The 24705-nt window shown below is 72.6% G+C and carries 29 protein-coding genes; 22 read left to right on the forward strand and 7 right to left on the reverse strand.

Annotated features, from left to right (window positions below; translation table 11 throughout):
• Positions 1-159 precede the first annotated feature (159 nt).
• The 6 genes from ACZ63J_RS24275 to ACZ63J_RS24300 all read left to right on the forward strand — a co-directional run bounded on the left by ACZ63J_RS24275 (position 160) and on the right by ACZ63J_RS24300 (position 6692).
• Positions 160-1800 carry a S8 family serine peptidase gene (locus ACZ63J_RS24275; protein WP_465405300.1) on the forward strand — a complete coding sequence of 547 codons (1641 nt, stop codon included), beginning with the start codon at positions 160-162 and terminating at the stop codon, positions 1798-1800.
• Positions 1797-2372 carry an RNA polymerase sigma factor gene (locus ACZ63J_RS24280; RefSeq protein WP_465301579.1) on the forward strand — a complete coding sequence of 192 codons (576 nt, stop codon included), beginning with the start codon at positions 1797-1799 and terminating at the stop codon, positions 2370-2372. Before ACZ63J_RS24275 ends, ACZ63J_RS24280 begins: the two co-directional genes overlap by 4 nt.
• On the forward strand, positions 2369-2854 hold the full coding sequence (locus ACZ63J_RS24285) for a hypothetical protein (RefSeq protein ID WP_465405301.1): 486 nt from the start codon (positions 2369-2371) through the stop codon (positions 2852-2854). Before ACZ63J_RS24280 ends, ACZ63J_RS24285 begins: the two co-directional genes overlap by 4 nt.
• 48 nt (positions 2855-2902) lie before the next feature.
• A complete protein-coding gene (locus tag ACZ63J_RS24290; RefSeq protein ID WP_465405303.1) occupies positions 2903-5452 on the forward strand; it encodes a CHAT domain-containing protein in 2550 nt (849 codons plus the stop codon).
• Positions 5453-5583: 131 nt separating this feature from the next.
• Positions 5584-6072 (forward strand): DUF4232 domain-containing protein, encoded by a 489-nt coding sequence (locus ACZ63J_RS24295; RefSeq protein ID WP_465405305.1) that lies wholly within the window; start codon positions 5584-5586, stop codon positions 6070-6072.
• A gap of 20 nt (positions 6073-6092) precedes the next feature.
• Positions 6093-6692, forward strand: a complete 600-nt coding sequence (locus ACZ63J_RS24300) for a DUF4232 domain-containing protein (protein WP_465334238.1) — start codon at positions 6093-6095, stop codon at positions 6690-6692.
• A 129-nt stretch (positions 6693-6821) separates the two neighbouring features.
• Here the strand turns inward: ACZ63J_RS24300 and ACZ63J_RS24305 are convergent, their stop codons facing one another.
• The gene (locus ACZ63J_RS24305) at positions 6822-8144 is read right to left on the reverse strand and encodes a DUF2079 domain-containing protein (protein ID WP_465405307.1); all 1323 of its coding nucleotides are present in this window, start codon (positions 8142-8144) and stop codon (positions 6822-6824) included.
• 56 nt (positions 8145-8200) lie between these two features.
• Positions 8201-9538, reverse strand: coding sequence for a sensor histidine kinase (locus ACZ63J_RS24310; RefSeq protein ID WP_465405309.1), 1338 nt, complete (start codon positions 9536-9538; stop codon positions 8201-8203).
• Between the two features lie 66 nt (positions 9539-9604).
• Here ACZ63J_RS24310 and ACZ63J_RS24315 point away from each other — a divergent pair, with 66 nt between their 5' ends.
• Positions 9605-10441, forward strand: coding sequence for a maleylpyruvate isomerase family mycothiol-dependent enzyme (locus ACZ63J_RS24315; RefSeq protein WP_465405311.1), 837 nt, complete (start codon positions 9605-9607; stop codon positions 10439-10441).
• Here ACZ63J_RS24315 and ACZ63J_RS24320 read toward each other — a convergent pair.
• Positions 10438-11418 (reverse strand): small ribosomal subunit Rsm22 family protein, encoded by a 981-nt coding sequence (locus ACZ63J_RS24320; RefSeq protein WP_465405313.1) that lies wholly within the window; start codon positions 11416-11418, stop codon positions 10438-10440. The two genes, ACZ63J_RS24315 and ACZ63J_RS24320, sit on opposite strands and share 4 nt — an antisense overlap.
• 146 nt (positions 11419-11564) lie before the next feature.
• Here ACZ63J_RS24320 and ACZ63J_RS24325 point away from each other — a divergent pair, with 146 nt between their 5' ends.
• Genes ACZ63J_RS24325 through ACZ63J_RS24335 form a run of 3 tightly spaced genes read left to right on the forward strand, consistent with a single transcriptional unit; the run spans position 11565 to position 13429 of the window.
• A complete protein-coding gene (locus ACZ63J_RS24325; protein WP_465334246.1) occupies positions 11565-11987 on the forward strand; it encodes a YciI family protein in 423 nt (140 codons plus the stop codon).
• Positions 11987-12124 (forward strand): hypothetical protein, encoded by a 138-nt coding sequence (locus ACZ63J_RS24330; protein ID WP_465405315.1) that lies wholly within the window; start codon positions 11987-11989, stop codon positions 12122-12124. The genes ACZ63J_RS24325 and ACZ63J_RS24330 overlap by 1 nt, the downstream gene beginning before the upstream one ends.
• Positions 12125-12163: 39 nt before the next feature.
• Positions 12164-13429, forward strand: a complete 1266-nt coding sequence (locus ACZ63J_RS24335; RefSeq protein WP_465405317.1) for an RNA polymerase sigma factor — start codon at positions 12164-12166, stop codon at positions 13427-13429.
• Here ACZ63J_RS24335 and ACZ63J_RS24340 read toward each other — a convergent pair.
• The 3 genes from ACZ63J_RS24340 to ACZ63J_RS24350 are packed head-to-tail and all read right to left on the reverse strand — an operon-like array spanning position 13426 to position 16496.
• A complete protein-coding gene (locus ACZ63J_RS24340; protein ID WP_465301599.1) occupies positions 13426-13980 on the reverse strand; it encodes an HD domain-containing protein in 555 nt (184 codons plus the stop codon). The genes ACZ63J_RS24335 and ACZ63J_RS24340 overlap by 4 nt on opposite strands.
• Before the next feature lie 9 nt (positions 13981-13989).
• Complete coding sequence (locus tag ACZ63J_RS24345) at positions 13990-15675, reverse strand: L-lactate permease (protein WP_465405319.1); 1686 nt, start codon at positions 15673-15675, stop codon at positions 13990-13992.
• 38 nt (positions 15676-15713) lie between these two features.
• Positions 15714-16496, reverse strand: a complete 783-nt coding sequence (locus ACZ63J_RS24350; RefSeq protein ID WP_465301603.1) for an IclR family transcriptional regulator — start codon at positions 16494-16496, stop codon at positions 15714-15716.
• Between the two features lie 391 nt (positions 16497-16887).
• Here ACZ63J_RS24350 and ACZ63J_RS24355 point away from each other — a divergent pair, with 391 nt between their 5' ends.
• The 12 genes from ACZ63J_RS24355 (at position 16888) to ACZ63J_RS24410 (ending at position 24305) form a co-directional block, all read left to right on the forward strand.
• Positions 16888-18081 carry a MurT ligase domain-containing protein gene (locus ACZ63J_RS24355; protein WP_465405453.1) on the forward strand — a complete coding sequence of 398 codons (1194 nt, stop codon included), beginning with the start codon at positions 16888-16890 and terminating at the stop codon, positions 18079-18081.
• Complete coding sequence (locus ACZ63J_RS24360) at positions 18074-18781, forward strand: type 1 glutamine amidotransferase (protein WP_465405321.1); 708 nt, start codon at positions 18074-18076, stop codon at positions 18779-18781. Before ACZ63J_RS24355 ends, ACZ63J_RS24360 begins: the two co-directional genes overlap by 8 nt.
• Before the next feature lie 67 nt (positions 18782-18848).
• Positions 18849-20237, forward strand: coding sequence for a sensor histidine kinase (locus tag ACZ63J_RS24365; protein WP_465405323.1), 1389 nt, complete (start codon positions 18849-18851; stop codon positions 20235-20237).
• On the forward strand, positions 20237-20917 hold the full coding sequence (locus ACZ63J_RS24370) for a response regulator transcription factor (RefSeq protein ID WP_465334258.1): 681 nt from the start codon (positions 20237-20239) through the stop codon (positions 20915-20917). Before ACZ63J_RS24365 ends, ACZ63J_RS24370 begins: the two co-directional genes overlap by 1 nt.
• A 183-nt stretch (positions 20918-21100) precedes the next feature.
• The gene (locus ACZ63J_RS24375) at positions 21101-21430 is read left to right on the forward strand and encodes a gas vesicle protein GvpO (protein WP_465405325.1); all 330 of its coding nucleotides are present in this window, start codon (positions 21101-21103) and stop codon (positions 21428-21430) included.
• A 37-nt stretch (positions 21431-21467) separates the two neighbouring features.
• Entirely contained in the window at positions 21468-21731 is a 264-nt protein-coding gene (locus ACZ63J_RS24380) for a gas vesicle protein (protein WP_465302738.1), read from the forward strand.
• Positions 21728-22453 carry a GvpL/GvpF family gas vesicle protein gene (locus ACZ63J_RS24385; RefSeq protein ID WP_465405327.1) on the forward strand — a complete coding sequence of 242 codons (726 nt, stop codon included), beginning with the start codon at positions 21728-21730 and terminating at the stop codon, positions 22451-22453. Before ACZ63J_RS24380 ends, ACZ63J_RS24385 begins: the two co-directional genes overlap by 4 nt.
• Positions 22446-22619, forward strand: coding sequence for a gas vesicle protein GvpJ (gvpJ, locus tag ACZ63J_RS24390; RefSeq protein ID WP_465405329.1), 174 nt, complete (start codon positions 22446-22448; stop codon positions 22617-22619). Before ACZ63J_RS24385 ends, gvpJ (ACZ63J_RS24390) begins: the two co-directional genes overlap by 8 nt.
• Complete coding sequence (gene gvpK / locus ACZ63J_RS24395) at positions 22616-22831, forward strand: gas vesicle protein GvpK (RefSeq protein ID WP_465405331.1); 216 nt, start codon at positions 22616-22618, stop codon at positions 22829-22831. The genes gvpJ (ACZ63J_RS24390) and gvpK overlap by 4 nt, the downstream gene beginning before the upstream one ends.
• Entirely contained in the window at positions 22832-23149 is a 318-nt protein-coding gene (gene gvpJ, locus ACZ63J_RS24400) for a gas vesicle protein GvpJ (RefSeq protein WP_465405333.1), read from the forward strand. It abuts the gene before it with no gap.
• The gene (locus ACZ63J_RS24405) at positions 23146-23703 is read left to right on the forward strand and encodes a GvpL/GvpF family gas vesicle protein (protein WP_465334267.1); all 558 of its coding nucleotides are present in this window, start codon (positions 23146-23148) and stop codon (positions 23701-23703) included. Before gvpJ (ACZ63J_RS24400) ends, ACZ63J_RS24405 begins: the two co-directional genes overlap by 4 nt.
• 74 nt (positions 23704-23777) lie before the next feature.
• Positions 23778-24305, forward strand: coding sequence for an NHL repeat-containing protein (locus ACZ63J_RS24410; RefSeq protein WP_465405335.1), 528 nt, complete (start codon positions 23778-23780; stop codon positions 24303-24305).
• On the opposite strand, the gene ACZ63J_RS24415 is transcribed toward ACZ63J_RS24410, so the two are convergent.
• Positions 24302-24703 (reverse strand): CoA-binding protein, encoded by a 402-nt coding sequence (locus tag ACZ63J_RS24415; protein WP_465301619.1) that lies wholly within the window; start codon positions 24701-24703, stop codon positions 24302-24304. The genes ACZ63J_RS24410 and ACZ63J_RS24415 overlap by 4 nt on opposite strands.
• Between the last annotated feature and the right edge of the window lie 2 nt (positions 24704-24705).

Raw genomic sequence — 24705 nt, forward strand, 5'->3', positions numbered from 1 at the left:
CCAAGTGGGTGAGGCGGGCATGTCAGATACGTCTTCACCCGTTTGCCGTCTTAGTTATGCGTTCGTGACTTCGATGTCGTATTCCAGTGGCGGCTCACCGGTCTTTTCCGGGTGCCACGTGATCAGTGCGAGGGCCGAGGCAGCAGGAGGGTGGACCCGATGGTCGTCAGGTTCGTGCGGGACGAGACCACGGAAGTGGCTGGAGCCTCTTCGGAGGACACGAGCACGCTCAACGAGCTGCCGACCCCGCCCCGGCAGCTGCTCGACCGGCACGGCGCGCGGGTGCTCGACCCGGCCACGGCGGTGGTCGCCGCCGGGCAGCCGGTGCCGCGCACGACCGTCTACCGGCCGGGCGTGTTCCTCATGCCGAACCGGTTCGTGCGTGACCAGGAGACGCTCGCCGCGATCAACCGCGTCCTGGCGCGCATCGGCATCTACGCCGCGCCGGCCGGCCGCGGCGACGGCAAGGAAACCGAGCGCGCCCGGCAGCTCGACGACCTGCCCGTGCGGGCGCTGCTGCACGTCCGCGAGGACTCCGACCCGGTCGTCGTCGACTGCTGGAAGGCGCTGCAGCTGCTGAGGTCCGCTGCTTCGGGTGAGAAGCCCGAGCTCGACCCCAAGATCGCCGCCCAGGTCTCCGTCGAGCATCTGCTGTTCAGCACGCCGGTGTTCGGCGGGGTGCCGTGGGAGACCAGTGGCCTCGGCGGGACACCCTGGGAGACCAGCGGGTTCGGCGCCGGCAGCTCGTACGGGCGCACGCGCGGCGCCAACCGGATCCCGGTCACGCTGGCCGCCGACCCGCCGTTCCGCAGCGAGAAGCCCGGGCACCGGCGGCCGGTCGTCGCCGTGCTGGACACCGGCATCGGCCCGCACCCGTGGTTCGGCCTCGCCGACCGCAGCGGCCCGCCGCCCGCCGGCGTCGGGCTCACCGTCGCGCCGGACATCCAGGCGGCGATCCTGCAGGCCGAGCTCGACTCCGGCAGCACCCTGCCGACCCAGCTGCTGAGCGACTACTGGGACGCGCCGACCACCGGCCAGCCGCTGATCGGCGACATCGACACCGACACCGGGCACGGCCTGTTCATCGCCGGCATCGTCCGGCAGGCCTGCCCCGAAGCCGACACGCTCGCGATCCGCGTCGTGCACAGCGACGGCGTCGCGTACGAAGCCGACGTGCTGCTCGCGCTGCACCTGCTCGCCGACCGCGTGCGGGACGCGCAGGCGAACAACCGGCCCGAGAACATGGTCGACATCGTTTCGCTGTCGCTGGGCTACTACGAGGAGAACGCCGCCGACATCGCCTACACCGGCCAGTTCGGCGCGGCCATCGCCGAGCTGCTCGGCCTCGGGGTGCTCGTGGTCGCCGCCGCGGGCAACGACGCCACCACCCGCCGCTTCTACCCGGCGGCCTTCGCCGACCAGCCGCTCGCCAGCGGCTGCGGCCCGCAGGTGATCAGTGTCGGCGCGCTGAACCCCGACGTCTCCGCGAGCAAGGCGCTCTTCTCCAACGAAGGCCCGTGGGTGCGCTGCTGGGCGACCGGCGCCGGGGTCGTCAGCACCTACCCGACCGACGTCCGCGGCACCGCGGCCGCCGACCACGAAGTGCCCGACCAGGGCCGGAACTCGTTCGACCCGGACGACTACAGCGCCGGCTTCGCGGTCTGGGACGGCACGTCGTTCGCCGCGCCGCTCGCCGCCGCCGAAATCGCCAAGGCCTTGTTCCCCTTCGGCTCCGAGCTGGCGACGGTCGACCGCGACACCGTCGTCAAACGAGCTTGGGCCGCGCTCGGTTCGCTGTGAAAGTGGCCAAGACCGACCACGGGCGCGTCGCCGCCCTGTTCGACGCCGCGCGGGAGGGCGACCGCGCGGCGCTGAACGACCTCGTCGCCCTGCTCACGCCGCTGCTCTGGCAGGTCGCGCGGGACCAGGGGCTGGACGCCGACCAGGCGGCCGACGTCGTGCAGACGACGTGGCTGCGGCTGCTCGGCGCGTTCACGGAGATCCGCTCGCCGGTCGCGCTCACCGGCTGGCTGATCACCGTGACCAAACGGGAAGCCTGGCGGGCTGGGGAAAAACGCCAGGTCGAACGGCCGCTGCCGGAACTGCCGGAGCGGCTGTCCGAAGCGTCACCGGCACCCGAGGAGGGGGTGCTGCGCGACGACCAGCGCGCGCGGTTGTGGCGCGCGGTCGACAACCTGCCCGAACGCTGCCGCAGCCTGCTGCGGATCGTGGCGTTCGTGCACCGGCCGGACTACGCCGAAGTGGGCGCCCGGCTGGGAATGCCGAGGGGGAGTATCGGCCCGACCAGGGGACGTTGCCTCGCGCGCCTGCGCGAGCAGCTACTCGCCAACGGCGAAGGAGATTGGCTGTGACCACCGTCGAACCACCCGGCGCGAACGAGCCGTTGGACGCGCTCGACTTCCGGCTGCTGGCCGGGCTGCGCGAACTGTGGGAAGACGCCGACCCGATGCCCGACACGCTGGTGGAGCAGATCCGGTTCGCGATCCAGCTGGAGGACGTCGACCTCGAAGTGATGCGGATTCGGGAACAGGAGGGGCTGACTGCCGCAAGAAGTGCTGCCGAACAGGGCAGGCTCATCACTTTTGACAGCGAAAGCCTGACCATCATGGTGAATGTGAGCCCCGAATCCGGGGGTACGATCCGGCTGGACGGCTGGCTCACCCCGCCCGCCGAGCACCCCATCGAGGTCCGCACCGTGAACGGGCCGCTGACGACGGACTCCGACGCCGAAGGCCGGTTCGCCGTCAGCGGTGTGCCGCACGGGATGGTGCAGGTCCTGGTCCGGACGCTCGGGCGGTCGAGGACGGTGAGCACGCCGGCCATCGAGTTGTGACCCGCCCTTCTCGGCCGAGGGGGACGGTCCCGGCCGGAAGGGCAGCCCGTGGTCGCGTCTGGGCAGGGCGTCGAAGACCGGGTGCGCGACCTGCACAGACGTGCGGTCGCGGCGACGAACAACGGCCAGCCGGTGGTCGGCGGCCGCTTGATCCGCTCCGCCGCGCGCCTGCTCGGCCTGCCCGCGACCGCGCCGCCGCCGGAGTGGCCCGCCTGGCCCGACCTCGCGACGCGCGTGCTCGGCACGTACGCGGCCGTCGAAACCGCGCTGGGCAACAGCACCCGCGGGCTCGCGCTGCTCGACGAGGCCGACGTCCTCGTGTCGGACGCCGGGCGCGGGATCCTGCGCCAGCAACGGGGTCTCGTCTTCATCCTGATCGGCCGGATGGACGAGGCGCTGACGTGCTTCGACGAGGCGATCCCGCTGCTGCGGCAGGCCGGCGAGTTCGTCGTGCTCGCCCGGACCCTGCTCAACCGCGCGATGCTGCACCAGTACGCCGGACGTGTCCGGCTCGCGCTCGCCGACCTCGACCAGTGCGAGCAGATCAGCGCCGGGCAGGCGTCGGAAGAGGGCCTGGCGCGGATCTTCGCGAAGGCGGCGCACGGCCGCGGCCAGGCGCGCGTGCTGACCGGTGACATCCCGGGCGCGCTGCGCGACTTCGACGCGGCGAGCGGGTTCTACGCCGAACAGAGCGTCGGGATGCTGCCGGTGCTGGCCGTCGACAAGGCCCGGGCGCTGCTCGCCGCCGGGCTGCCGAACGAGGCCGCCGCCGAGCTGGACGCGGCGCTCGAGCAGTTCCCGCGGCTGCGGATGAACCAGGAGCACGGCGAGGCCGAGCTGACCCGCGCGCTGGCCGCGCTGGCGAGCGGCGCCCCGGCCACCGCGCGCAGCTGGGCCGTGCGGGCCGAACGGCGGTTTCGCCGCCGGGGCAACGAAACCTGGGCCGCGGTCGCGCAGCTGACCGTGCTGCGCGCGGACTTCGCGACCGGACGCCGGGTCGCGCGCGTCGTCGCGGAGGCGACCGCGCTGGCGGACCGGCTGACCGGGCTGGGCCTGCGCAACGACGCCGAAATCGCCGCGCTGCTGGCGGCCCGGGCCCGGATCGCCCGGGGTGACCTCGACGGCGCCCGCGCCGCGATCGCCCCGCGCGACCGGCGGACCGCGCCGCTGGAGAACCGCCTCTTCCGGCGGCTGGCCCTGGCCGAGCTCGGCGCGGCCGGCGGCAACCGGCGTATCACGTTCGCGAACGCGCGGGCCGGTCTGACCCAGCTGCAGCGGCACCGCAGCCGGTTCGGCAGTGTCGACCTGCAGACCGGGACGACGTCGCTGGGCAAGGAGCTCGCGGACGCCGGACTCGCCGCGGCGCTCGCCCAGCGTTCACCCGGCGTGGTGTTCCGCTGGCTCGACCGCTCGCGCGCGCAGGCGTTCCGGTTCCGGCCGGTGCGCCCGCCCGCGCACCCGCAGACCGTCGACGCCGTCGCCGAGCTGCGGTTCCTGTCGATGCAGATCCGCGCGGGCGAGCTGTCCGGGAAGCCGGACAGCCAGGCCGTGAAGCGGTGTGCCGCGCTGGAACGGGAGATCCGCGCCAAGGGCTGGCAGGCCGAAGGCGCCGAAGTCGACCACCCGGAGGCCAAGCTCGGCGAGATCGGCGACGAGCTCGCGGCCACCGGCAGCGCGATGGTGTGCTTCCTCGCCGACCACGGCGCGTTGTGCGCGCAGGTGATCGCCGACCATCGGGTCGCGCTGATCGAGCTCGGCCCGGCTTCGGCCGTCGTCGAGCCGGTCGCGCGGCTGCACAGCGACCTCGACGCGTTGTGCGGGCGGCAGCTCCCGCCGCAGCTGGACCGGGTCATCCGCCGCTCGGTGCGCACCCAGGTCACCGCGCTGGACTCGATCCTGCTGGCGCCCTTGGCGTCCCGGCTCGGCGACCTCGACGTCGTCGTGGTGCCGACCGGCGCGCTTTCGGCGATCCCGTGGGGGCTGCTGCCGACGTTGCACGGCCGCCCGGTGACGGTCACGCCGTCGTCGTCGGCCTGGCTCGACGCGGGCCGCCGTCCGCGCCAGGCCGCCGGGGCGCCGCTGCTCGTCGCGGGCTCCGACCTGACCCACGCGGAAGCGGAGATCGCGCTGCTGAAGCCGTTGTACCCGGAGGCGGAGGTGCTGACCGGGCCGGACGCGACGGTCACGGCGACGCTCAAGGCGTTCGACGGCTGCCGGCTGGCGCACTTCGCCGCGCACGGCCACCACGAGCAGGAGAACGTGCTGTTCTCGCGGCTCAACCTGGCCGACGGGCCGCTGATGGCCTACGACGTCCAGCAGCTTTCGACGGCGCCGGAACAGGTCGTGCTGTCTTCGTGCGACGTCGGCCAGACGGTGGTCCGCGCGGGTGACGAGGTCCTCGGGTTCACCGCGGCGCTGCTCTACGGCGGGAGCCGCACGGTGGTTTCGAGCGTGGCGCGGGTCGACGACCGCACCGCGGGCGGCGTGATGCTGGCCTACCACCGGGCCCTGTCGACGGGCACTCCGCCGGCGCGGGCGCTGGCCGACGCGGCACAGGCGGAACCGCTGATGCCGTTCGTCTGCTTCGGCCGTAGTTGACAATTGTCTTGACGTCCGGCGCGGCGGTGGGTTGCTTTCGGGTGATCGACCCCATCCCGGCGCATCCCCGAGGGGTCCGTGGGCATCTTTCCCAGTGAGTCCAGTTGATCACGGAACGAGGGAGGATCACCATGAAGCGAACCGCTACCGCGCTGATCGTCGGGGGCCTGGCGGCCGGTGGGCTGTTCCTGGCCGGAGGGGCCGCGAACGCCATGCCGAGCGACACCCCGTGCGGCGCCTCGGACGTCCACGTGTCGGTCACGCCGGACCCGTCGAACGCCGCCGGGCACGAGGCCTACGTCCTCACCTACACCGCGACGTCGCCGACCACGAACTGCAAGCTCGAAGGCACGCCGACGGCGTTGAGCTTCCTCGCCGGCGGGCAGCGGCTCCCGGTGACCACCACCGCGGACGGCAGCCAGGCCCTCCCGGTGAACCTGCGTGCCGGCCACCCGGCGGAGTCGCGGATCGTGCAGCGTTCGGCCGAGGCGGGGGTCGCGGCGGACTTCGTCACGTTCGACCTGCCGACCGGGCCGTTCGGCCAGCCGGTGAGCGTCGCGTGGCCGGCGGGGGCGCTCGTGAAGGGCGCGGCCGTCCAGGTCACGCCGGTCAGCAACTGATCTTCGGGAGGGGAACCACCATGAAGCGCATCTTGATCGGGATCGGCACGGCGGCGGGGGCGTTCGCGTTGGCCGCTTGTGGCACTTCGGCGGCTGCTCCTGCCGCTCCGGCTCCGGCTGCTCCGGCTCCGGCCGCTGCTCAGGGGGCTTCCGGGGGCGGGGTCGCGCCGGCGTCGACCGCGACGCCGCGCTGCACCACGGCGGACCTGGAGGTCCTGCTGGGCAAGCCGGCCGAGAAGAACGACGCGCCGGGCCAGTACGACATCCCGCTGACCTACCGCAACACGACGGACCACACGTGCGGCCTGTACGGCGTCCCGGGCGTCGACCTGGTCGGCCCGGACGACGCGACATTCGGCCCGGTGTACCACCTGCCGCGCGTCGACAACGGCGTGAAGTACAACGAGGTGACGGCAGGGACAACGGCGTCGGCGACGATCACGGTCGTGAAGCCGGCCGCCGGTGAGCCGACGTGGACCCCGAAGAAGCTGGTGACGATCCCGCCGGGGCAGCGGACCCCGCTGGAGGCGAGCTGGCCGGCGGACCTCCCGGTCCTCCGCCAGGACGCGGCAACCCACCCGGGCTCCTACGTGAACGGCATCCTGGCCGACCCGGCCTGAGCCTGGGCGTCACTCGATCGGGTGAAGCGGGGGGCCGCGCGTCATTCTGGGCGTGGGGCTCCCTCTTTCTCGGTGCGGCGGTAACCGGCCGGCACGCCCCCCGACTGGCCGGTTACCGCTGCGATTTCTCTACGCACGGTGGAGCAGCACCACAGCGTCCGTCTCCGCGACGCTCACGTATCCCGTGCTCCGCAGCTCACCGAGTGCAAAAGCCTTCGTCTCCAGCGTGGTCGGCCAGGACTGCTCCGGCTTCGCGACCACCACCCACTCCGGCCGCTCCGCTGACACTCCGTCGAAGAACAGCACCGTGCAGCGGGACGTCAGCCGCGGGGCCAGGCGGTTGGACGCCAGGACCGTCGCGCCGTCCGGGATGCGGGACAGCACCGCGCTGACGCCGTCCCGCTGCGACGGCGTCCAGACTCCGCTCGTCAGGTGCGCCGCCTGCAGCGCCAGCGAGCCCAGCCCCGCGACCAGCGCGAACACCGGCAAGAGCCACCGCCGGTCGAAGCGGCGGACGCCGTCCGCCGCCGCGAGGAACACGATCGGCATCAGGACCGCGCTGTAGTGGTAGCCCAGGCCCCAGTAGCGGTCGTTCGCCGACACCAGCCGCCACAGCAGGGTCGGCACCGCCAGCAAAAGCACCGGTGAGCGCACGGCCGCGAACGCCGTCGGCGCGACCAGCGCCAGCAGCATCGAGACCTTGACGATCGACCCGCCGAAAGGGTTCAAGCCGCCGCTGTGCGCGTACGCGCCCGCGGGATTCAGCGCCGGCAGCACCACCGTCACCAGCAGGATCGACGAAGCCACGCCGAAGACGACGACCGCCCAGCCGAGCCGTCGCTGCTTGTTCAGGACCAGCACCACGCCCACCGCGGCGAGCGTCAGCGGCAGGTCCTCCTTGACCAGCACCAGCGGCAGCGCGCACCAGACGGCGGCCCGCCACCGTCCGCGCAGCAGGTGCTCCGCGGCGAACGCCACCATCGGCACGGCGAAGCAGACCTCGTGGAAGTCGAAGTTCACCGCGGACAGCAGCCCCCACGACAGCACGTACCCCGCGCCCACCACCGCACCCGGGCGCGCGCCCAGCACCCGCGACGCGCAGCGCATCACGGGCACGGCGGAGAGCGCGAACAGAAAAGCCTGCGCGACCAGCAGGCACCCCGGCCCCGGCCAGAGCAGGTAGAACGGCGCCAGCAGCGCCAGGATCGGGTGGAAGTGGTCACCGAGCGTCGGCGCGCCCGGGCCGAGCAGGTCCGACACCGGCCAGTGCCCGTGCGCGTAGGACCGCACGGCCTGCTCGAAGATCCCCAGGTCGAACCCGCTCGCGTCGAACGTCCGCAGCCGCTGCAGCGACCAAGCCGCGTACCCGGCGAAGGCGACCGAAGCGACGACGTAGGGGACCGCGCGGCTTTCGCGCGTGCGCGCCGGAGCCGGCGCGAGATCGATCAGCATGGCCGGATGCTCGGGTGGCCACGCTGAACCGGAGCTTAAGCAAGCTGAAGAAGTCTTCAGGCGAGCGGCAGGCGGAGCTCCAAGCGCGCGCCGGACGTGCTGTCGGTGACCCGCAGGGTGCCGCCGTGCGTCCGTGCGATCTCGGCGGCGATCGCGAGGCCGAGCCCGGAGCCGCCGTCGTCTTCGCGGGCGCGGTCTTCGTCGAGCCGCACGAACCGGTCGAAGACGCGCTCGCGGTCTTCGGCGGGAATGCCGGGACCGTCGTCCTCGACCGTCAGCACAGCCTGGCTGTCGAACGCGGTGAGCGTGATCGTCACGCGGCTCTTCGTGTGCCGCTCGGCGTTGTCGACGAGGTTGCGCAGCACGCGCTCCAGCCGTCCCGCGTGGCCGCGCACCACCGGCATCGCCTCGATGTGCGTCGTGATTTCGACGCCGTCCCGCGGGAGCCGCTCGGCGACGTGTTCGGAAACCAGGTCCGCCAGCGCGACCGGCGCGGTGCCGGCCGGCTGGTCCGTGTCGAGCTTGCTGAGCAGCAGCAGGTCACCGGCCAGCGCTTCCATCCGCGTGACGTCGAGGACGGCGTTGCGGTAGCTGCGGCGCCAGTCGAGCCGGTCCGGGTGGGCGAGCTGCACCTCCAGCTGCGTGCGCATCGACGCCAGCGGCGTCCGCAGCTCGTGCGACGCGTCCGCGGTGAACCGGCTCTGCCGCTGCACCGCCCGGTCGAGCCGGGCCAGCATCTCGTTCATCGTCACGGCGAGCTGGGTGATCTCGTCCCCGGAGTCCGGCACCGGGACGCGCCGGCCGAGGTCACCCGCGCGCACGCCGTCGACCTCGGCGCGGATCGCGCCCACCGCCCGCAGCGACCGCCGGACGGCGAACCAGGCGACCGCGCCGATCAGCAGCGCGGCCGCGGGCACGCCGCCCCAGAGGATCCGCTGGGCGGTTTCGACGGTCTGGAGGCCGATGGGGTCGAGCGGCACCGACGCCTGGACGAAGTGCTGCTGGTCGGTCGTCCCGGTCTGCGACACCACGGTGTTGTCCCCGCCGAAGGGCCACCCCAGGACGCAGTCCGGTCCGTAGACCCGTGCCTGGCCGACGGTCGTGCCGGTGTTCCCCGGCTCGTCCGGGCAGCCGGTGTCGCCCGACTTGTCACGCCTGATCCAGTACCCGGCGTAGTCGAGCTGCCGGGCGACCTCGACCGGCTTGACCCCGGCGTCGAGCAGGGACCCGATCGCGCGGGCCTTCTCGCTGGCGAGCTGGTTCGCGGAGGTTTCGAGGCCGCTTCTCAGCGCGTTCACGAACCAGAACGAACCCAGGCCGAGCACGAGCGCCGACGCGAGAGCGGCGAAGAAGGCGACCCGCACCCGGGTCGACCGGGGCAGGAACCGGGCCATGCGGCGAAGATACCTGCGCACCTTGGAAGATCCGCCCGGCGCGTCACCCCCTTACCGTCGGAAGCTGTGACGGGCGAAAAGTGGCAAGCCGTGCGCGCCGCGCTGCCGGAGGTCGGTGGCCGGTTCGCGGACCTGGTGGCCGGCGTGCCGGGCGCGCACGCGCGCTCGCTCGGCGAGTGGTCGGTCGCCGAAACGGCGTCCCACGTGGGGATGATCGCGCTGATGTACACGGCGATGATCCGCGGCGACGGCGGCCCGCTCCCGCTGCCGGGCCTGAAGGACCCGATCGGCGCGGCCAGCGTCGACACGATCTCCGACATGAATGCCCTCGCGCTCGAGCTCTACCCGGAGCGCGACCCGGTGCGGCTGGCCGAGCGGCTGCGCGCGGACATCGCCGAAGTGCTGATGGTGAGCGCGGACCTGGACCCGGAGAAGCCGGTGTGGTGGCTGGGCAGCTCGCGCGTGCCGGTCGCGGGCGTGCTCGCGCACCTGGTCAACGAGATGCTGATCCACGGCCTCGACATCGCGCGTGCGGCGGGGCGGCAGTGGCCGATCCCCGCGGCGCACGAGGCGTTGTTCCTGGAGCTGTTCCTGTTCGGCATGGTGCGCAACGACATGGGCCGCCTCCTCGAGGACGCAACACTGTCACCCCGACGGATCGCGGTCGAGTTCCGCTCGGCGCACACTCGCCCGGGAGTACTGGCGCTGCAACACGGCGAGCTGCGTTTCGAGGAACCGGACGGCACGGCGGACGTCCGGTTGCGGTTCGACCCGGCGGTGCTGGTGCCGATGATGTTCGGCCGGATCTCCCGGGTGCGGGCGGTGTTGAGCGGTGGAGTGCGGATCGGCGGGCCGCGGCCGTGGTTGCTGCCGGCGTTCCTGCGGACCGTGCGGATGCCCTAGTTCGCCGACCAGCCGTCGCCCCACTCGGCGTCGCGGGCGGCTCGGTAGCGCGGGCCCTGCTTCTTCGACACCGCGACGCCCGGCTTCAAGCCGTCCGGGGTGCACAGGTCGAGGGCCACCCAGCCCTTGTGCTTCTTCGGGTGCCGGATGATCCGCGCGTCCGGGCGCTCCGGTGTGAAGCGCGCCGCGACGACGTACGCGAACTTCTCGTCCTCGAACCCCAGCGTGCCCGCCTTCAGCCGGCGGTGCAGGCCCGACCGCGGGAGCCGCGCGGCGAAGTGGCACCAGTCCTCGCCCGGCACGATCGGGCACGCGGCGTCGTGCGGGCAGGGCGCGACGACGTGCAGACCCTCGTCGACCAGCTGCGCCCGCACGGCGCGGATCCGCTCGTACCCCGCGGGGGTGCCCGGCTCGATCAGCGCGACGGCCCCGGCCTTCGCGGCCAGCCACCGCACGACGTCGGCGCGCGTCGCCTCCGGCAGCTCGCCGAGGACGTACGACAGCGTCACGAGGTCCGCCTCCGGGGCGGGCGCCGCCGGGTCGACAAACCCGCGTCGCCACTCCGCACCGCGGACCGCGGGCAGCGACGCCCCGGCGGCGAGCCGCTTGCCGAGCCCGATCGCGCCGGCGACCTGCTCGAGCACCGTGCACTTCGCCAGCGACGGCCAGACGGCCGCGGCCGCCCAGACCGCGGCGCCCGTGCCTCCGCCGACGTCGACCTGCGTACGCGGTTCGAAGCCGGGCGCGCGCGAAGCGGCTTCGGCGAGCACAGCGTGTACGGCCGCGTAGGTGGCGGGCATCCGATAGCCCGCGTACGCGGCGACGTCGGCTTCGGAACTGAGGATGGGTGAAGTCGCCGCGTCACCCTGGCGGTAGCGCGTGCTGAGCCGGTCGACGGACTGCGTCAGCCTCGGCACGGGGTGCCTGGCCAGCTCGTCGTCGAGCGCGGAGGAGAGGTCGTCGGGGAGAACCGCCACGGCCGTTGATTCTCCCCTGTCCGATTTGCCCACCCGGACCGACCCTGAGCTGCTAGTTTTCCCGCGCGAAAGTTTTTTGGCGGACGCTGTCGATCCGGGGCACGGCCGTTCGACGCGTGGGCAAGACCGAACGAAGGGACTCCGCGATGCGCTTCATGGTGATCGTCAAGACGAACGAGCACACCGACAGCAAGGCCCCCAGCGCCGAGCTGCTCGCCGAGATGGGGAAGTTCAACGAAGAAATGGTCAAGGCCGGCATCATGCTCGCCGGCGAGGGCCTCGCGCCGAGCGCGGAAGGCGCCCGGGTCGTCTTCGACGGCAAGGAAGAGCCCAAGGTCGTCGACGGGCCGTTCACCGAGTCGAAGGAGCTCGTCGGCGGGTTCTGGATCCTCCAGTGCCGCGACCGCGACGAGTGCGTCGAGTGGATCAAGCGGATGCCGAACCCCGAGGGCGAGCACGGCGAGGTCGAGATCCGGCGCGTCGCCGAGGCGTCCGACTTCGAGAACATGACGCCCGAGGTCGCCGAGCTGGAAGGACGGCTGCGCGCGCAGGCTGCCGGGGACGCCTGATGCGCTTCAACGCGCGGCTGCTCGACGAGGGCCTCCTGAACGGTGATTCGCTCGAGGACGTCGTCGCGCTGATGAAGCAGGCGCCGAACCCGGAGGCCAAGGGCGGCACGGTGGAGATCCGGGCCATCGCCGGGTAGTGGGTTGCACCGCGGCCGATCACCCTGTCGAATGGCCGGGTGACGGTAGCGGACACCCGGAGCACGGTCGAGACGGTGTGGCGGATCGAGTCGCCGCGGCTCATCGCGGGCCTGGCCCGGATGGCCCGTGGCGACGTCGGTCTCGCCGAGGAACTGGCGCAGGACGCGCTGGTCGCGGCGCTGGAGCAGTGGCCGGAGTCCGGCGTGCCGCGCAACCCCGGCGCGTGGCTGATGACCATCGCGAAGCGCCGCGCGGTCGACCAGTTCCGCCGCAACGAGCGGTACGCGGAGAAGCTCGAAGAGGTCGGCCGCGACCAGCAGCTCGGCGACGGCGTGCTGCCGGACTTCGACGCGGCCCTCGACGACCACATCGAGGACGACCTGCTGCGCCTGCTGTTCGTCGCCTGCCACCCGGTGCTGAACACGCAGGCCCGTGTCGCGCTGACGTTGCGGATGCTCGGCGGCCTGACGACCGACGAGATCGCCCGCGCGTTCCTGGTGCGCGAGTCGACGATCGCGCAGCGGATCGTGCGGGCGAAAAAGGCGCTGGCGGCGGCGAAGGTGCCGTTCGAGGTCCCGGAGGGCGACGAGCGCGTCGCGCGGCTTTCGTCCGTGCTCGAGGTCATCTACCTGGTGTTCAACGAGGGGTATTCGGCGACCCGCGGCGACGACTGGATGCGCCCGGCGATCTGCGACGAGGCGATGCGCCTCGGCCGTGTCCTCGCCGCGCTGATGCCGAGTGAGTCCGAGATCCACGGCCTGGTCGCGCTGATGGAGCTGCAGGCGTCCCGGGCGAAGGCCCGCACCGGCCCGAACGGCGAGCCGGTGCTGCTGCTCGACCAGGACCGCGCCCGCTGGGACCGCCTGCTGATCCAGCACGGCCTGGCGGCACTGGCCCTGTCGGAGCAGATCGCGGAGGGGGCGTACGGCCCGTACTCGGCCCAGGCGGCGATCGCGGCCTGCCACGCCCGCGCCCGCACGGCGGACGAGACGGACTGGGGCCGCATCGCGGCCCTGTACGAGGGACTCGGCCAGCTCCAGCCGTCCCCGGTGATCGAGCTGAACCGCGGGGTGGCGGTGGCGATGGCGTACGGCCCCGAGGCCGGCCTGGCGGTGGTCGACGCGGTGGCGGACGAGCCGGCGCTCAAGGACTACCACCTGCTGCCCAGCGTCCGCGGCGACCTGCTGCAGAAGCTGGGACGGCTGGAGGAGGCGGAGAAGGAGTTCCGCCGCGCGGCCGAGATGACGGAGAACGCGCGGGAGCGGGCGCTGCTGCTGGACCGCGCGACCGCGGTGGGCCGTTAGCGATCCCGCCAGGACAGCGGTGACAGCGTCAACGCCGCTTCCGCGATCTTCCGGGCCGTCTCCGTCGTCAACCCCTTCCGCGCCGACTCGATCCACTCGTCGACCCGCTGCACCCCGACGTCGCGATACTCCAACGCCTGCAACAACATCTCCAGCTTGTCCGCGTCCTTCGCGCACAACGCCTCGGCCGAAACGCGGCTCTCGTACTCGTCCACGGCCGACCGCACCACCGACTGCGAGCGCGGCGGCAGCGCAGCCGTCTGGTCCGCCGTGATGGCTCGCGGGGACGGCTTCTCCAGGTAGTCCACCGCCGTCAGCGGGAGGTCGCCCGTTCGTGTCTCCTGTGTGTCGTGCCAGACCGCCAGGAACGCCGCCCGCTCCGGCGACGCCCCCTCCTCCGCCGCGATCAGCGCCGCCAGCTGGGCGGCGCGCAGGCTGTGCTCGCCGACCGACTCCGGGTCGCGGACGCCCGCGTGCCACCAGCCCGACCGGCGGACGCGTTTCAGCAGACCCAGCTCGTAGCCGAAGGAGGCAAGCCCGTCAGAAGCCATGCCGCCAGCCTAGGGCGAGGGGATCATCGCCGTCAGGATCGTGGCCTGCAGCAGCGAAATCACGCCGACCACCGCCGTCAGCAGCAACGACCAGAGGAACGTCTGCCGCAGCAGGGACCCCTCCTTGCCGCTCTGGCCGATCGCCGTCGCGCCGATCGAGAGGTTCTGGGGCGAGATCATCTTGCCCATCACGCCGCCGGACGTGTTCGTCGCGCCCGCCAGGATCGGGTCGATGTGCAGCTGCTGGGCCGAAATCACCTGCATCGGGCCGAACAGGCTGTTCGTCGACGCGTCCGAACCCGTCAGGAACACGCCCAGCCAGCCGATGTAGGCCGAGAACAGCGGGAAGATCACGCCCGTCGTCGCCAGGGCCAGGCCCAGCGTCTGCGTCGCGCCCGAGTAGTTCATCACGAACGCGATCGCCAGGATCATGAAGATCGTGGCCAGCGCCCAGCGCATCTGGACCAGCGTCTTCCGGTACGTCGCGAGCAGCAGACCCGGCCGCCCGCCCATGACGAACCCGGCGATCACCGCCGCGACCAGCGCGACCGTGCCGGGCGAGAACAGGAAGTCCACCGTGAACGTCGCCGCGTACGGCGCGTTCTTCGCCGTGATCGGCGGGTGCTGGACGACGTGGTTGTGCAGCCCCGGCCAGGCGAAGATCCAGTCCGCCCGGTGCAGCAGCTTCGTCAGGTCGAGCCAGACCGGCAGGTTCTTGAAGATCGTCCCGATCCGCGACAGGAAGATCGCCAGGATCAGGATGATGTACGGCGTCCACGCGTAGAGCGCGCCGCGCTCGGCCTTCGCGGCGCCCAGGCTCTTCGCGACGGCCTCCTCGCCGTCGAAGCGCCAGACCGAGGCGGGCTGCCAGAAGCGCGTCAGGATCCACAGCGCGGCCATCGCGGTGAGCGCGGCGAGGACGTCGACCAGGCTGGCGCTGATGTAGTTCGACACCACGAACTGCATCACCGCGAACGCGAGCCCGGCGGTCAGCACCGCCGGCCACACCTCGAGCATCCGCTTCCAGCCCGCCAGCACCACGACCAGGAACGCCGGGATGATCAGCGCGAGCACCGGCACCTGACGGCCGACCATCGACGAGAACAGGTCCGTCGCCTGGTCCGGCTTGAGGTGCATGATCGGCGCGGTCAGCCGGCCGAGCACGATCAGCGGGTTGCCCAGCCCGCCGAACGCCACCGGCGCGGTGTTCGCCAGCAGCGCCAGCACCACGGCCTTGACCGGCGGGAAGCCGAGCGCGGCCATCATCGCCGCGGTGATCGCGATCGGGGACCCGCCGCCGGCGACCCCTTCGAGCAGCGCGCCGAAGCCGAACGCGATGAGCAGCGCCTGCAGCCGCCGGTCCTCGCTGAACCCGGCGAGGACCCGCTTGATGCTGTCGAACCGGCCGGTCGCGACCGTGACGTTGTGGAAGTACACGGCGTGGAAGGCGATCCAGGCCACCGACCAGACGCCGAACAGCACCCCCATCGCCGCCGAGTCGAACGCCAGCGCGGCCGGCATCCGGTACAGCAGCAGGGCCACGCCCAGCGCGGTGACCAGCGCGAGCGCCGCCGAGAGGTGCGCGGAGAGGCGGACCACGCCGAGCGCGACCAGCAGCACGATGATCGGGAGCGCGGCGAGCGCCGCGGAGACCCACAGTCCGCCCGCCGGCTGGTAGTCCTGGATCCAGGTCACGCTCGGCTCCTTCGCCGTGGTCGCAGGGGGGAGCGGGGTCAGGCCGGCCGGCCCCGCACGTAACCGAGGCGCAGGGACAGGGCGGCGGCGGTCCCGGCCACGGAGGCGCCCAGCTCGTCGAGCCGGCGCAGCACCCGCGGGGCCGGTCCGGCGATGCTGATGGCGGCGATCGGCCGGCCCGAGTGGTCGCGGACGGCGGCGGCGACGCACCCGACGTCCGGCTCGTTCTCGACCTCGTCGACCGCCCAGCCGCGCCGGCTCGTCTTCGCGAGCTCGTCGAGCAGCCGGTGCGGGTCGATGATCGTCTTGAGGGTCAGCGAGTCCAGCTTCATCCGGCGGACGCGCTCGGCGCGGTCGATCTCCGGCAGCGCGGCGAGCCACGCCTTCCCGAGCGACGTCGCGTGCTGCGGCCGCCGGGTGCCGAGGCGGCAGGCGAGCGTCACGGCGCTGGCGCTGCGTTCGGTGGCGACGTAGACCATGGTGTCGTTGTCCGGCACGGCCAGGTAGGTCGTCTCGCCGGAGCGTTCGGCGAGCGAGGCGAGGTACCGCGGGGCGCAGCGGTGCAGGTCGGTCGCCGCCATCGCGCGGGCGCCGAGCTCGACCAGCCGCGTCCCAAGCCGCACGCGGCCGGTGACCTGGTCGGCTTCGAGGTATTCGAGGTTCTTCAGCGTGCCGACGATGCGGTAGGCGGCGCTGCGGGAAAGCCCCAGTTGCCGCGCGATCGCATTGGTGGAAATCTCCTGGTGCCGACCCACGTGCTCGAGCACCGCGAGCCCGCGTTCGAGAGTGCCGCTCTGTTCCAGCCCGCGCTCCGGTCCCACGTTGCCCTCCGTTGGACGTTCGGGTTTTCCCGCTCAGCGGCAAGGCTTTCCGCTGGGTGGGCTTGGACGGTAACACCTCCGATGTATCTGCGGAAGATCTTGAAACGCTTCAGAAGAATGCGGTTACTTGCGGACGCTAATTGGTACAACCTCCGATCGTTAAGTTCCCTACCTATGGCGGTTGTGCACTCGTGACGAGGCTCGTTCGACAGCTTCGACACGGATGGGCGTTCAGATCCATGAATGTCACATTCGTGAACGTGAATTGTTTGCGGTCACCATTCATGTCCTTTTCGGACCGTCCGGCGGCCGCGCACTCAGCAAAATCACAGCGCCCGGCAGGCACCGTCGGGGCGTGACCGTCCGAAGCCCTCTCCGTACCCGCGCGTCCGTGGCCGCCGGGCGCCTCTCCGCCTGGCTCTCGCGCAGCGCCGGCCTCGGCCGGGGCGGCGTCATCGGCGGCCGGGTCACGCTCGCGCTCGACCCGAAGGCCCTCCGCCGCCTCGGCCGGGAGCGCGCCGTGGTGCTCGTCACCGGCACCAACGGCAAGACCACCACGGCCCTGATGATCACCCGCGCCCTCGAAGCCCTGGCCGAGGTCGCCGCCAACAGCGACGGCGCCAACATGCCCGACGGCGTCCTCGCCGCCCTGGCCGCGCGCCCCGACGCGCCGTATGCCGTCCTCGAAGTCGACGAGACCTACCTGCGCTGGGTCGCCGGCCAGCTGAAACCCGCGATGCTCGTCCTGCTCAACCTCAGCCGCGACCAGCTCGACCGCGTCGGCGAGGTCCGCTCGACCGAGCGCGAACTGCGCGCCGCGATCGCCGAACATCCCGAAACCACGATTGTCGCCAATGCTGACGACGTTCTCGTCACCTCCGCGGCGAGCGTGGCGGCGAAGCTGGTGTGGGTCGGCACCGGCCGGCGGTGGACCGGCGACTCGACCGCCTGCCCGCGCTGCGACGGCCCGATCGAACACGAGAAGGAGCACTGGAGCTGCGCCTGCGGTCTCGCCCGGCCCGAACCCACCTGGACCCTGGACGGCGACCTCGTCGGCACGCCCGGCGGCCGTGAGGTCGACCTGGACCTGCGGCTGCCCGGCGACGCGAACCGGGCGAACGCCGCGTTCGCGCTCGCCGCCGCGCACCGGCTCGGCGTGCCGCCGCACACCGCCGCCGCGCGGCTGCGGACCATCACCGACATCGGCGGGCGCTACCGGACGATCCGCAGGTCGCGGCACTCCGTGCGGCTGATGCTGGCCAAGAACCCGGCCGGCTGGGCCGAGACGCTGCGCGTGCTGGATGAGGACACCCCGGTCGTCGTCGCGGTCAACGCCCAGGAGGCCGATGGCCGCGACCTGTCCTGGCTCTGGGACGTGCACTTCGAACGGCTGCGCGGCCGCCAGGTCGTCGTCACCGGCGAGCGCGGCGCCGACCTCGCCGTGCGGCTCTGCTACGCCGAGGTCGCGCACTGGGCCGAGCCCGACCCGGTCGCCGCGATCGACGCGCTGCCGCCCGGCGGCGTCGAGCTCGTCGCCAACTACACCGCGTTCCGCGACCTGGTGGGCCGGCTGCCGGATGCGTGACTCGATCGTCCACATCGGACTTCTGCTGCCCGAGGTGCTCGGCACCTACGGCGACTCCGGCAACGCTCAGGTCCTCTGCCGGCGGCTGCGCTGGCGCGGGTTCGACGCCGAGGTCGTGCCGGTCGGGCTCGGCGAGCCGGTGCCGTCGACCCTGGACCTCTACCTGCTCGGGGGCGGTGAGGACGGCGCGCAGGCCCTCGCCGCGGCGCACCTGCGGAAGCACCGGCGGGCGATGACGAGCGGGGCTGTCGTGTTCGGCGTCTGCGCCGGCCTGCAGGTGCTCGGCACCCGCTTCCGCGGGCTCGACGGGGTCGACCACGACGGCCTCGGCCTGCTCGACGTCACCACCGAGCCCGGCGAGCGGCGGGCGGTGTCCGAGCTGGTCGCGACGTCGTCGGACCTGCTCGGCGGCGCCCCGCTCACCGGGTTCGAGAACCACCTCGGCGTCAGCAAGCTCGGCGCCGGCAGCGAACCGCTCGGCCACGTCGTGCGCGGCACCGGCAACGGCGACGGCACCGAAGGCGCGGTGACCGGCCAGGTCGTCGGCACCTACCTGCACGGCCCGACGCTCGCCCGCAACCCCGCGCTGGCGGACCTGCTGCTGACCTGGGCGGCCGGGGTACCGCTGCCGCCGCTCGAGCTGCCCGAGGTCGACCGCCTGCGCGTCGAACGGCTCACCGCGACCCGCCGGCGCCGGTGACGGCGGCAAAATGGACGTGACCGTGCCGGCTCCGCGCGCCGGCCTCACCCGCGGTTACGCTGCGTTGATGAACCTCGGCAGGGTGATCGCCGCGACCGGTGTCCGGATGCGCACCACCGCGGTGGCGGTGCTCGCGCTCGCACTGGCCATCGCCGCCGCCGGGGTGGTCGTGGTGCTGCTGCTGGAGGAGTCGCTGGACCGCAGCGTCACCGAGAGTGCCCGCGGCACCGGGCGGCAGGTCGCCATCCAGCTCGTCCGGGAGGGCGCGCGGGACCTCAGCGCGAGCGACGTCGCCAGCACCGGCGACACCGAAGCCGTCACCCAGGTCCTGAACGCGCGCCGGGTGCCGATCGCGAGCGACCCGGCCATCGTCGGGCACCCGCCGCTGACCACCGCGCAGCCGTCCGTCGGGCACGAGACCGTCGAGACGCTCCCGCTCGGCCTCAACGGCGACGGGGACGACTACCGGGTGGTGTCCCAGGAGGTGAACGGGCCGGGCGGGCCGTTCACCGTCATCTCCGCGCGCTCGCTGGAGCCGGTGACCGAGGCGTCGACCCGGCTGACCCTGCTGCTCGGCCTGATCGCCGTCCCGCTGCTGGCCATCGCCGGGTTCGCGGTGTACCGCGCGGTCGGCTCGGCGCTGCGGCCGGTGGAGCGGATGCGCCGGACCGTCGCGGAGATCTCGACGCACGACCTCGCGGCGCGCGTCCCGCTGCCGCCGGGCGGGGACGAGGTGCACCGCCTGGCCGTGACGCTCAACGGGATGCTCGGGCGGCTCGCGTCGGCGCAGGCGGCGCAACGCCGGTTCGTCGCCGACGCCAGCCACGAGCTCCGGTCGCCGCTCTCGACGATCAGCACCGCGCTCGACGTCTCCGGCCGGCACCCGGAAAGCACCGGCGACCTGGTGCCGGTGATCGGCCGGGAGACCGCGCGGCTGCGGGAGCTCGTCGACGACCTGCTGATGCTGGCCCGCACCGACGACACGACCGACCGGCCGGCGCGCACCGAGGTCGACCTCGACGACATCGTCCGCGCCGAGGCCGAGCGGGTCCGCGGCGAGTGCACGCTGGCGGTCGAGGTCCGGGCGGGGCCGGCGAAGGTTCGCGGCAGCGAGGCCCAGCTGCGGCGGGCGGTGCGGAACCTCGTCGACAACGCGCGCGGCCACGCGCGTTCGCGCATCAGCGTCACCAGCTCGGTGCGCGGTGAGCTCGCCGTGGTCGAGGTGAGCGACGACGGGCCCGGCGTCGGCGAGGCCGACCGCGACCGGATCTTCGAGCGGTTCGTCCGGCTCGACGCGTCGCGCCAGCGCGGGCACGGCGGCACCGGGCTCGGCCTGCCGATCGTCGCGGGCATCGCGGCTCGGCACGGCGGCCGGGCGCGCTACGCCGCGTCGGACGGGCCGGGCGCGCGGTTCGTGCTGGAGCTGCCGGTCTTCGAACTGGCGAAGGAGGAGTAGTGCGGCTGCTGATCGTGGAGGACGAGCGCGAGTTCGCGGAGACGCTGCGGCGCGGGCTCGTCGCCGAGGGCTTCACCGTCGACGTCGCGCACACGGGCGCCGACGGGCTCCGCCGCGCGCTCGGGCACGAGCACGACGTCGTGGTGCTCGACATCATGCTGCCCGAGCTGTCCGGTTACGAGGTCCTCAAACGCCTGCGGGCGGCGGAGAACTGGACGCCGGTGCTGATGCTCACCGCGAAGGACGGCGAGTACGACGAGGCCGACGCGTTCGACCTCGGCGCCGACGACTACCTGTCCAAGCCGTTCTCCTTCGTGGTCCTCATCGCCCGGCTGCGGGCGCTGCTGCGCCGCGGCGCCCCGGCCCGCCCCGCCGTGCTGGAGGCGGGCGACCTGCGCCTCGACCCCTCGGCCCGGACCGTCTACAGAGGACAGAAACGGATCGAGCTGACCGCGCGGGAGTTCGGGCTGCTGGAGTTCCTGCTGCGCCGCGCGGGCACCGCGCTGACGAAGAACGAGATCCTCGCCCACGTCTGGGACGCGCACTACGACGGTGACGAGAACGTCGTCGAGGTGTACGTCGGGTACCTGCGCCGCAAGATCGACGTCCCGTTCGGCACCCGCACCATCGAGACGGTCCGGGGGGTCGGGTACCGGCTCGTGGACGTTACTCGATCGTAACTTCGCGCGGAGAATCGGGAAATTGGTGCGGCCGGGTGTTCCGGGTTCCGCCGTTTGCCGCGACGGGTTGCCGCGGAGAGCCCATCCGTTCCCGCGAACCGGTGAAAAATAGCGTCCCGCAGCACACCTGCGGATGGTTGTGGCCGTTGCTACGGTGGGCACCCACCCGCGACGAGGAAAGCGATGACCGAATCGCCACCACCGTTCCCCGCCCCCAGTAACAATGTTCAAGAGTCCCCCGAGAATTCCGTTTCCCGGCTCCGCGCCGCCGACGCCATTCGCGAAGCGAGGGCCCTGTTCGGCGTCGTGACCGGACTGACCCCGCACGCCGTGACCGGCGTCCGGACCCGCGCCGACGGCGGCTGGTCCGTGCTCGTAGACGTCGTCGAGCTGGCCCGGATCCCGGACTCCACCAGTGTGATGGCCACCTACCGGGTGGACCTCGACGGCACCGGCGAGCTGGTCGCGTGCGAGCGGCTGCGGCGGTTCACCCGGGGCGCCACCGATTCCTGAAAGGAAGGTCGACCGATTGGCCGCTTCGTCCGATTCATTGGCGGACATTCTGGAACGAGTGCTCGACAAGGGTGTGGTGATAGCCGGTGACATCGGGGTCAGCGTCGTCGACGTCGAATTGCTGACCCTGCGGATCCGGTTGTTCATCGCGTCCGCGCAGACCGCCCGGGAAATGGGGATGGACTGGTGGACGAACGACCCGTTCTTCTCGCCGAACGCCCAGCGTGAAGAACTGGCGTCGCGCGTCGCCGACCTCGAGGCCCGGCTGCCCGCGCCGCGCGTGACGGGAGAGCAGCGGTGAACGACTGGCTGTGCGCCTACGCGATCACGCGCAACCGACCGGCCACTTTGGACATCGAGCCCGCGTCGCGGCTCATCGGCTACCGCGACCTCGGCGTGGTCGTCTCCGAAGTGGCGCCCGCGTGCTTCGACCGGATCGACACGCTCGACCCGGTCGACGGCACGCTGGCCGAGCTGGCCCGCGAGCACGACGCCGTGGTGCGCGCGGTGTTCCGGCACGAACCCGTGCTGCCCCTGCGGTTCGGCACGGTCCTCGACGGTGAGGCTTCGGTGAAACGGCTCCTGGAGGTCGCCTACGACCAGGCCCGCGACTGCCTCGACGAGGTCGAGGGCCACCGCGAGTGGGGCGTGCGCGTCCGGCACACCGAGCCGGCGACGACCACCCGGCCGGACGCCGCGGGCCTGACCGGCACGCAGTACCTCGTCCGGCGCCGCGAACGGCTGAAGGCGGTCGACCGGGCCCGCGAGGACATCGCCGGCGCCGCCGGGCGGCTCGAGGGAGCGCTGCGCCGGCACGCCGCCGACAGCATCGGGCGGGCCCGGCCGCACGGCGTGCTGGTCAACACCGCCTACCTCGTCGAAACCGGGCGGGAGGCCGCGTTCCACGCCGAGTTCGAGTGGTTCGCCCGCGAGCTGCGCACCGCGGGCGCGGTGGTCGAGACGTCCGGGCCGTGGCCGCCGTACTCGTTCACCGACGTCGAGCTGGGCGTGGCCGATGGCTGACCACGTGGCGATCACGGGAACCAACCCCGCCGAAGCCGTCGCCGACCTGCTCGACCGGGTGGTGCACCGCGGCGCCGTCGTGACCGGGGACGTGGTGATCTCGCTCGCCGGCATCAACCTCGTCCGGCTCGACCTGCGGTTGCTGCTGCTCGGGATCGAAGAATGAGCGAACCCCTCCGCATCCCCGCCGACGCGGGCCGCGGGCTCGGCCACCTCGTGGTCACCGTGCTCGACATCCTCCGCGAAGTGCTCGAACGCCAGGCGCTGCGCCGCATGGACACGCTCACCCCGGCCCAGGTCGAAGACCTCGGCCAAGCCCTGATCGCGCTGGAGATCCGGTTCGCGGAGATCCGCGCCGCCCTCGACGAAAGGCTCTAGGTGACCAGACCCGGACAGACCGGCGGCGGCCTCGCCGACACCCTCGACATCCTGCTGGACAAGGGACTCGTGATCGACGCGTCGGTGCGCGTGTCGGTGATCGGGATCGAGCTTCTCGCGATCGAAGCGCGGATCGTGATCGCCAGCGTCGACACCTACATCCGGTACCTCGAAGCGATGCAGCGCCTGCAGAACACCACCGTGCCCGGGCAGATCTCCCAGGGGCTCGGGCAGACGACCGGGCTCATCCCGCCCCCGCCGCCGACACCCGCGGTGGCCGTGCCGGTGGAACCGGCCGTCTCGGTCGACCGGCCGTGACGCTGCAGCTCTACGGCGTCGTGCGGGCCGGGCACCCGCGCGCGCCGCGGACGGTGTGCTGGGAAGACCTCGCGATGGTCGTCGGCGAACCCGAGCCGGACCCGGCCGTGCACCTGGCCGTGGTGTCCGCGCTCGTCGAAGGCGGCCCGGTGCTGCCGGTCCGGTTCGGCACGGTGGCCGACGACGAGGACGCCGTCCGCACCGACGTGCTCGCGCCCGCCGCCGACGAGTACCGCGCCGATCTCGAGCGGCTCGACGGCCTGGCCGAGGTGCACGTCTGCCTGCGGTTCACCGAACCCGGGTCGGCGTGGCGGGCGGCGCGCTCCGACGTGCTGCTCTCGGCGGTCGCCGAACGCGCCCGCGACTCGGTGTCGCTGCCGGCGGGCGAGTCGGCCGACGAGCGGTGGGCGTTCCTCGTCGGGATGGGAGACCTGCTCGTCGTCCGGGACGCCGTCGCCGGTCTCGCCGACGGCGGGGTCGAGGCGGACTGGCTCGGACCGCTGCCCGCGTACAGCTTCCTGGCGCGGCGGACGTGCTCCCGCTGGAGCTGGTGAGCGTGGGCGGAACAGCGGTTGAACACTCTTTTCGGTACTGGTCGTCGCGGCCCGTGATCGGCGATCCTGGCGACGTGACCACCAGCGAAGCCGCAACGCGCGAGCGCGCGTTCGGCGGGCCCGGCTCGGGGCCGGGCCAGTTCAGGGCGCCGCGCGGCATCGCCGTCGACGCGCGCGGACGGGTGTGGGTGGCCGACACCGGCAACAACCGCGTGCAGGCGTTCACCCGCGACGGCGCGCTCGTGCGCGTGCTGGCCGGGCGGCTCAAGGCGCCGGAAGCCGTCGCGGTCGACACGGCGGGCAACGTCTACGTCGCCGACACCGGCAACCGCCGCGTGGTGCAGTACTCGTGGCAGGGCGGGTTCGTGCGCGAGTTCGGGACCTTCGGCCGGCCGAGCGGGGTCACGATCGACCCGGCCGGCCGGCTGCTGGTCGAGGACCTCGGGCGCGTCGCGCGCTTCGACACCCGCACGGGCGCGGCGCTTCCGGACTCGACCGAGGGCATCAGCTCACCGCGGGACACCGCCGACGACGGCGCGGGCGGGGTCTGGGTCGCCGACCCGGACCGCCACCGCATCGTCCACTTCGGAGCGTCCGGCTAGTTCTTCGAGATCGCGGCCGTCGCGCGCACCACGGCCGTGCAGCGGTTCTCGACGTACTCGAGCCCGCCTTCTTCGGCGATGCGGCGCGCTTCGGCGGAGACGATGCCCTGCTGCAGCCACAGCGCCTTCGCGCCGATCTCGACGGCCTCCCGCGCGATACCGGCGGCTTCGGGGGACGGCCGGAAGACGTCGACGAGGTCGACCGGCTCCGGGATGTCCTTCAGCGACCGGTAGACCTTCTCGCCGAGCAGCTCGGTCGCGGACGGGTGCACCGGGATGATGCGGAAGCCGTGGGCCTGCAGCACCGCCGGCACACCGTGCGCGGCCTTCGCCGGGTCCCGGCTCAGCCCGACGACGGCGATGGTCTTCGCGCCTTCGAGGATTTCCTCTGCCTTCATGT

This window comes from Amycolatopsis sp. NPDC104863, from assembly GCF_055582965.1.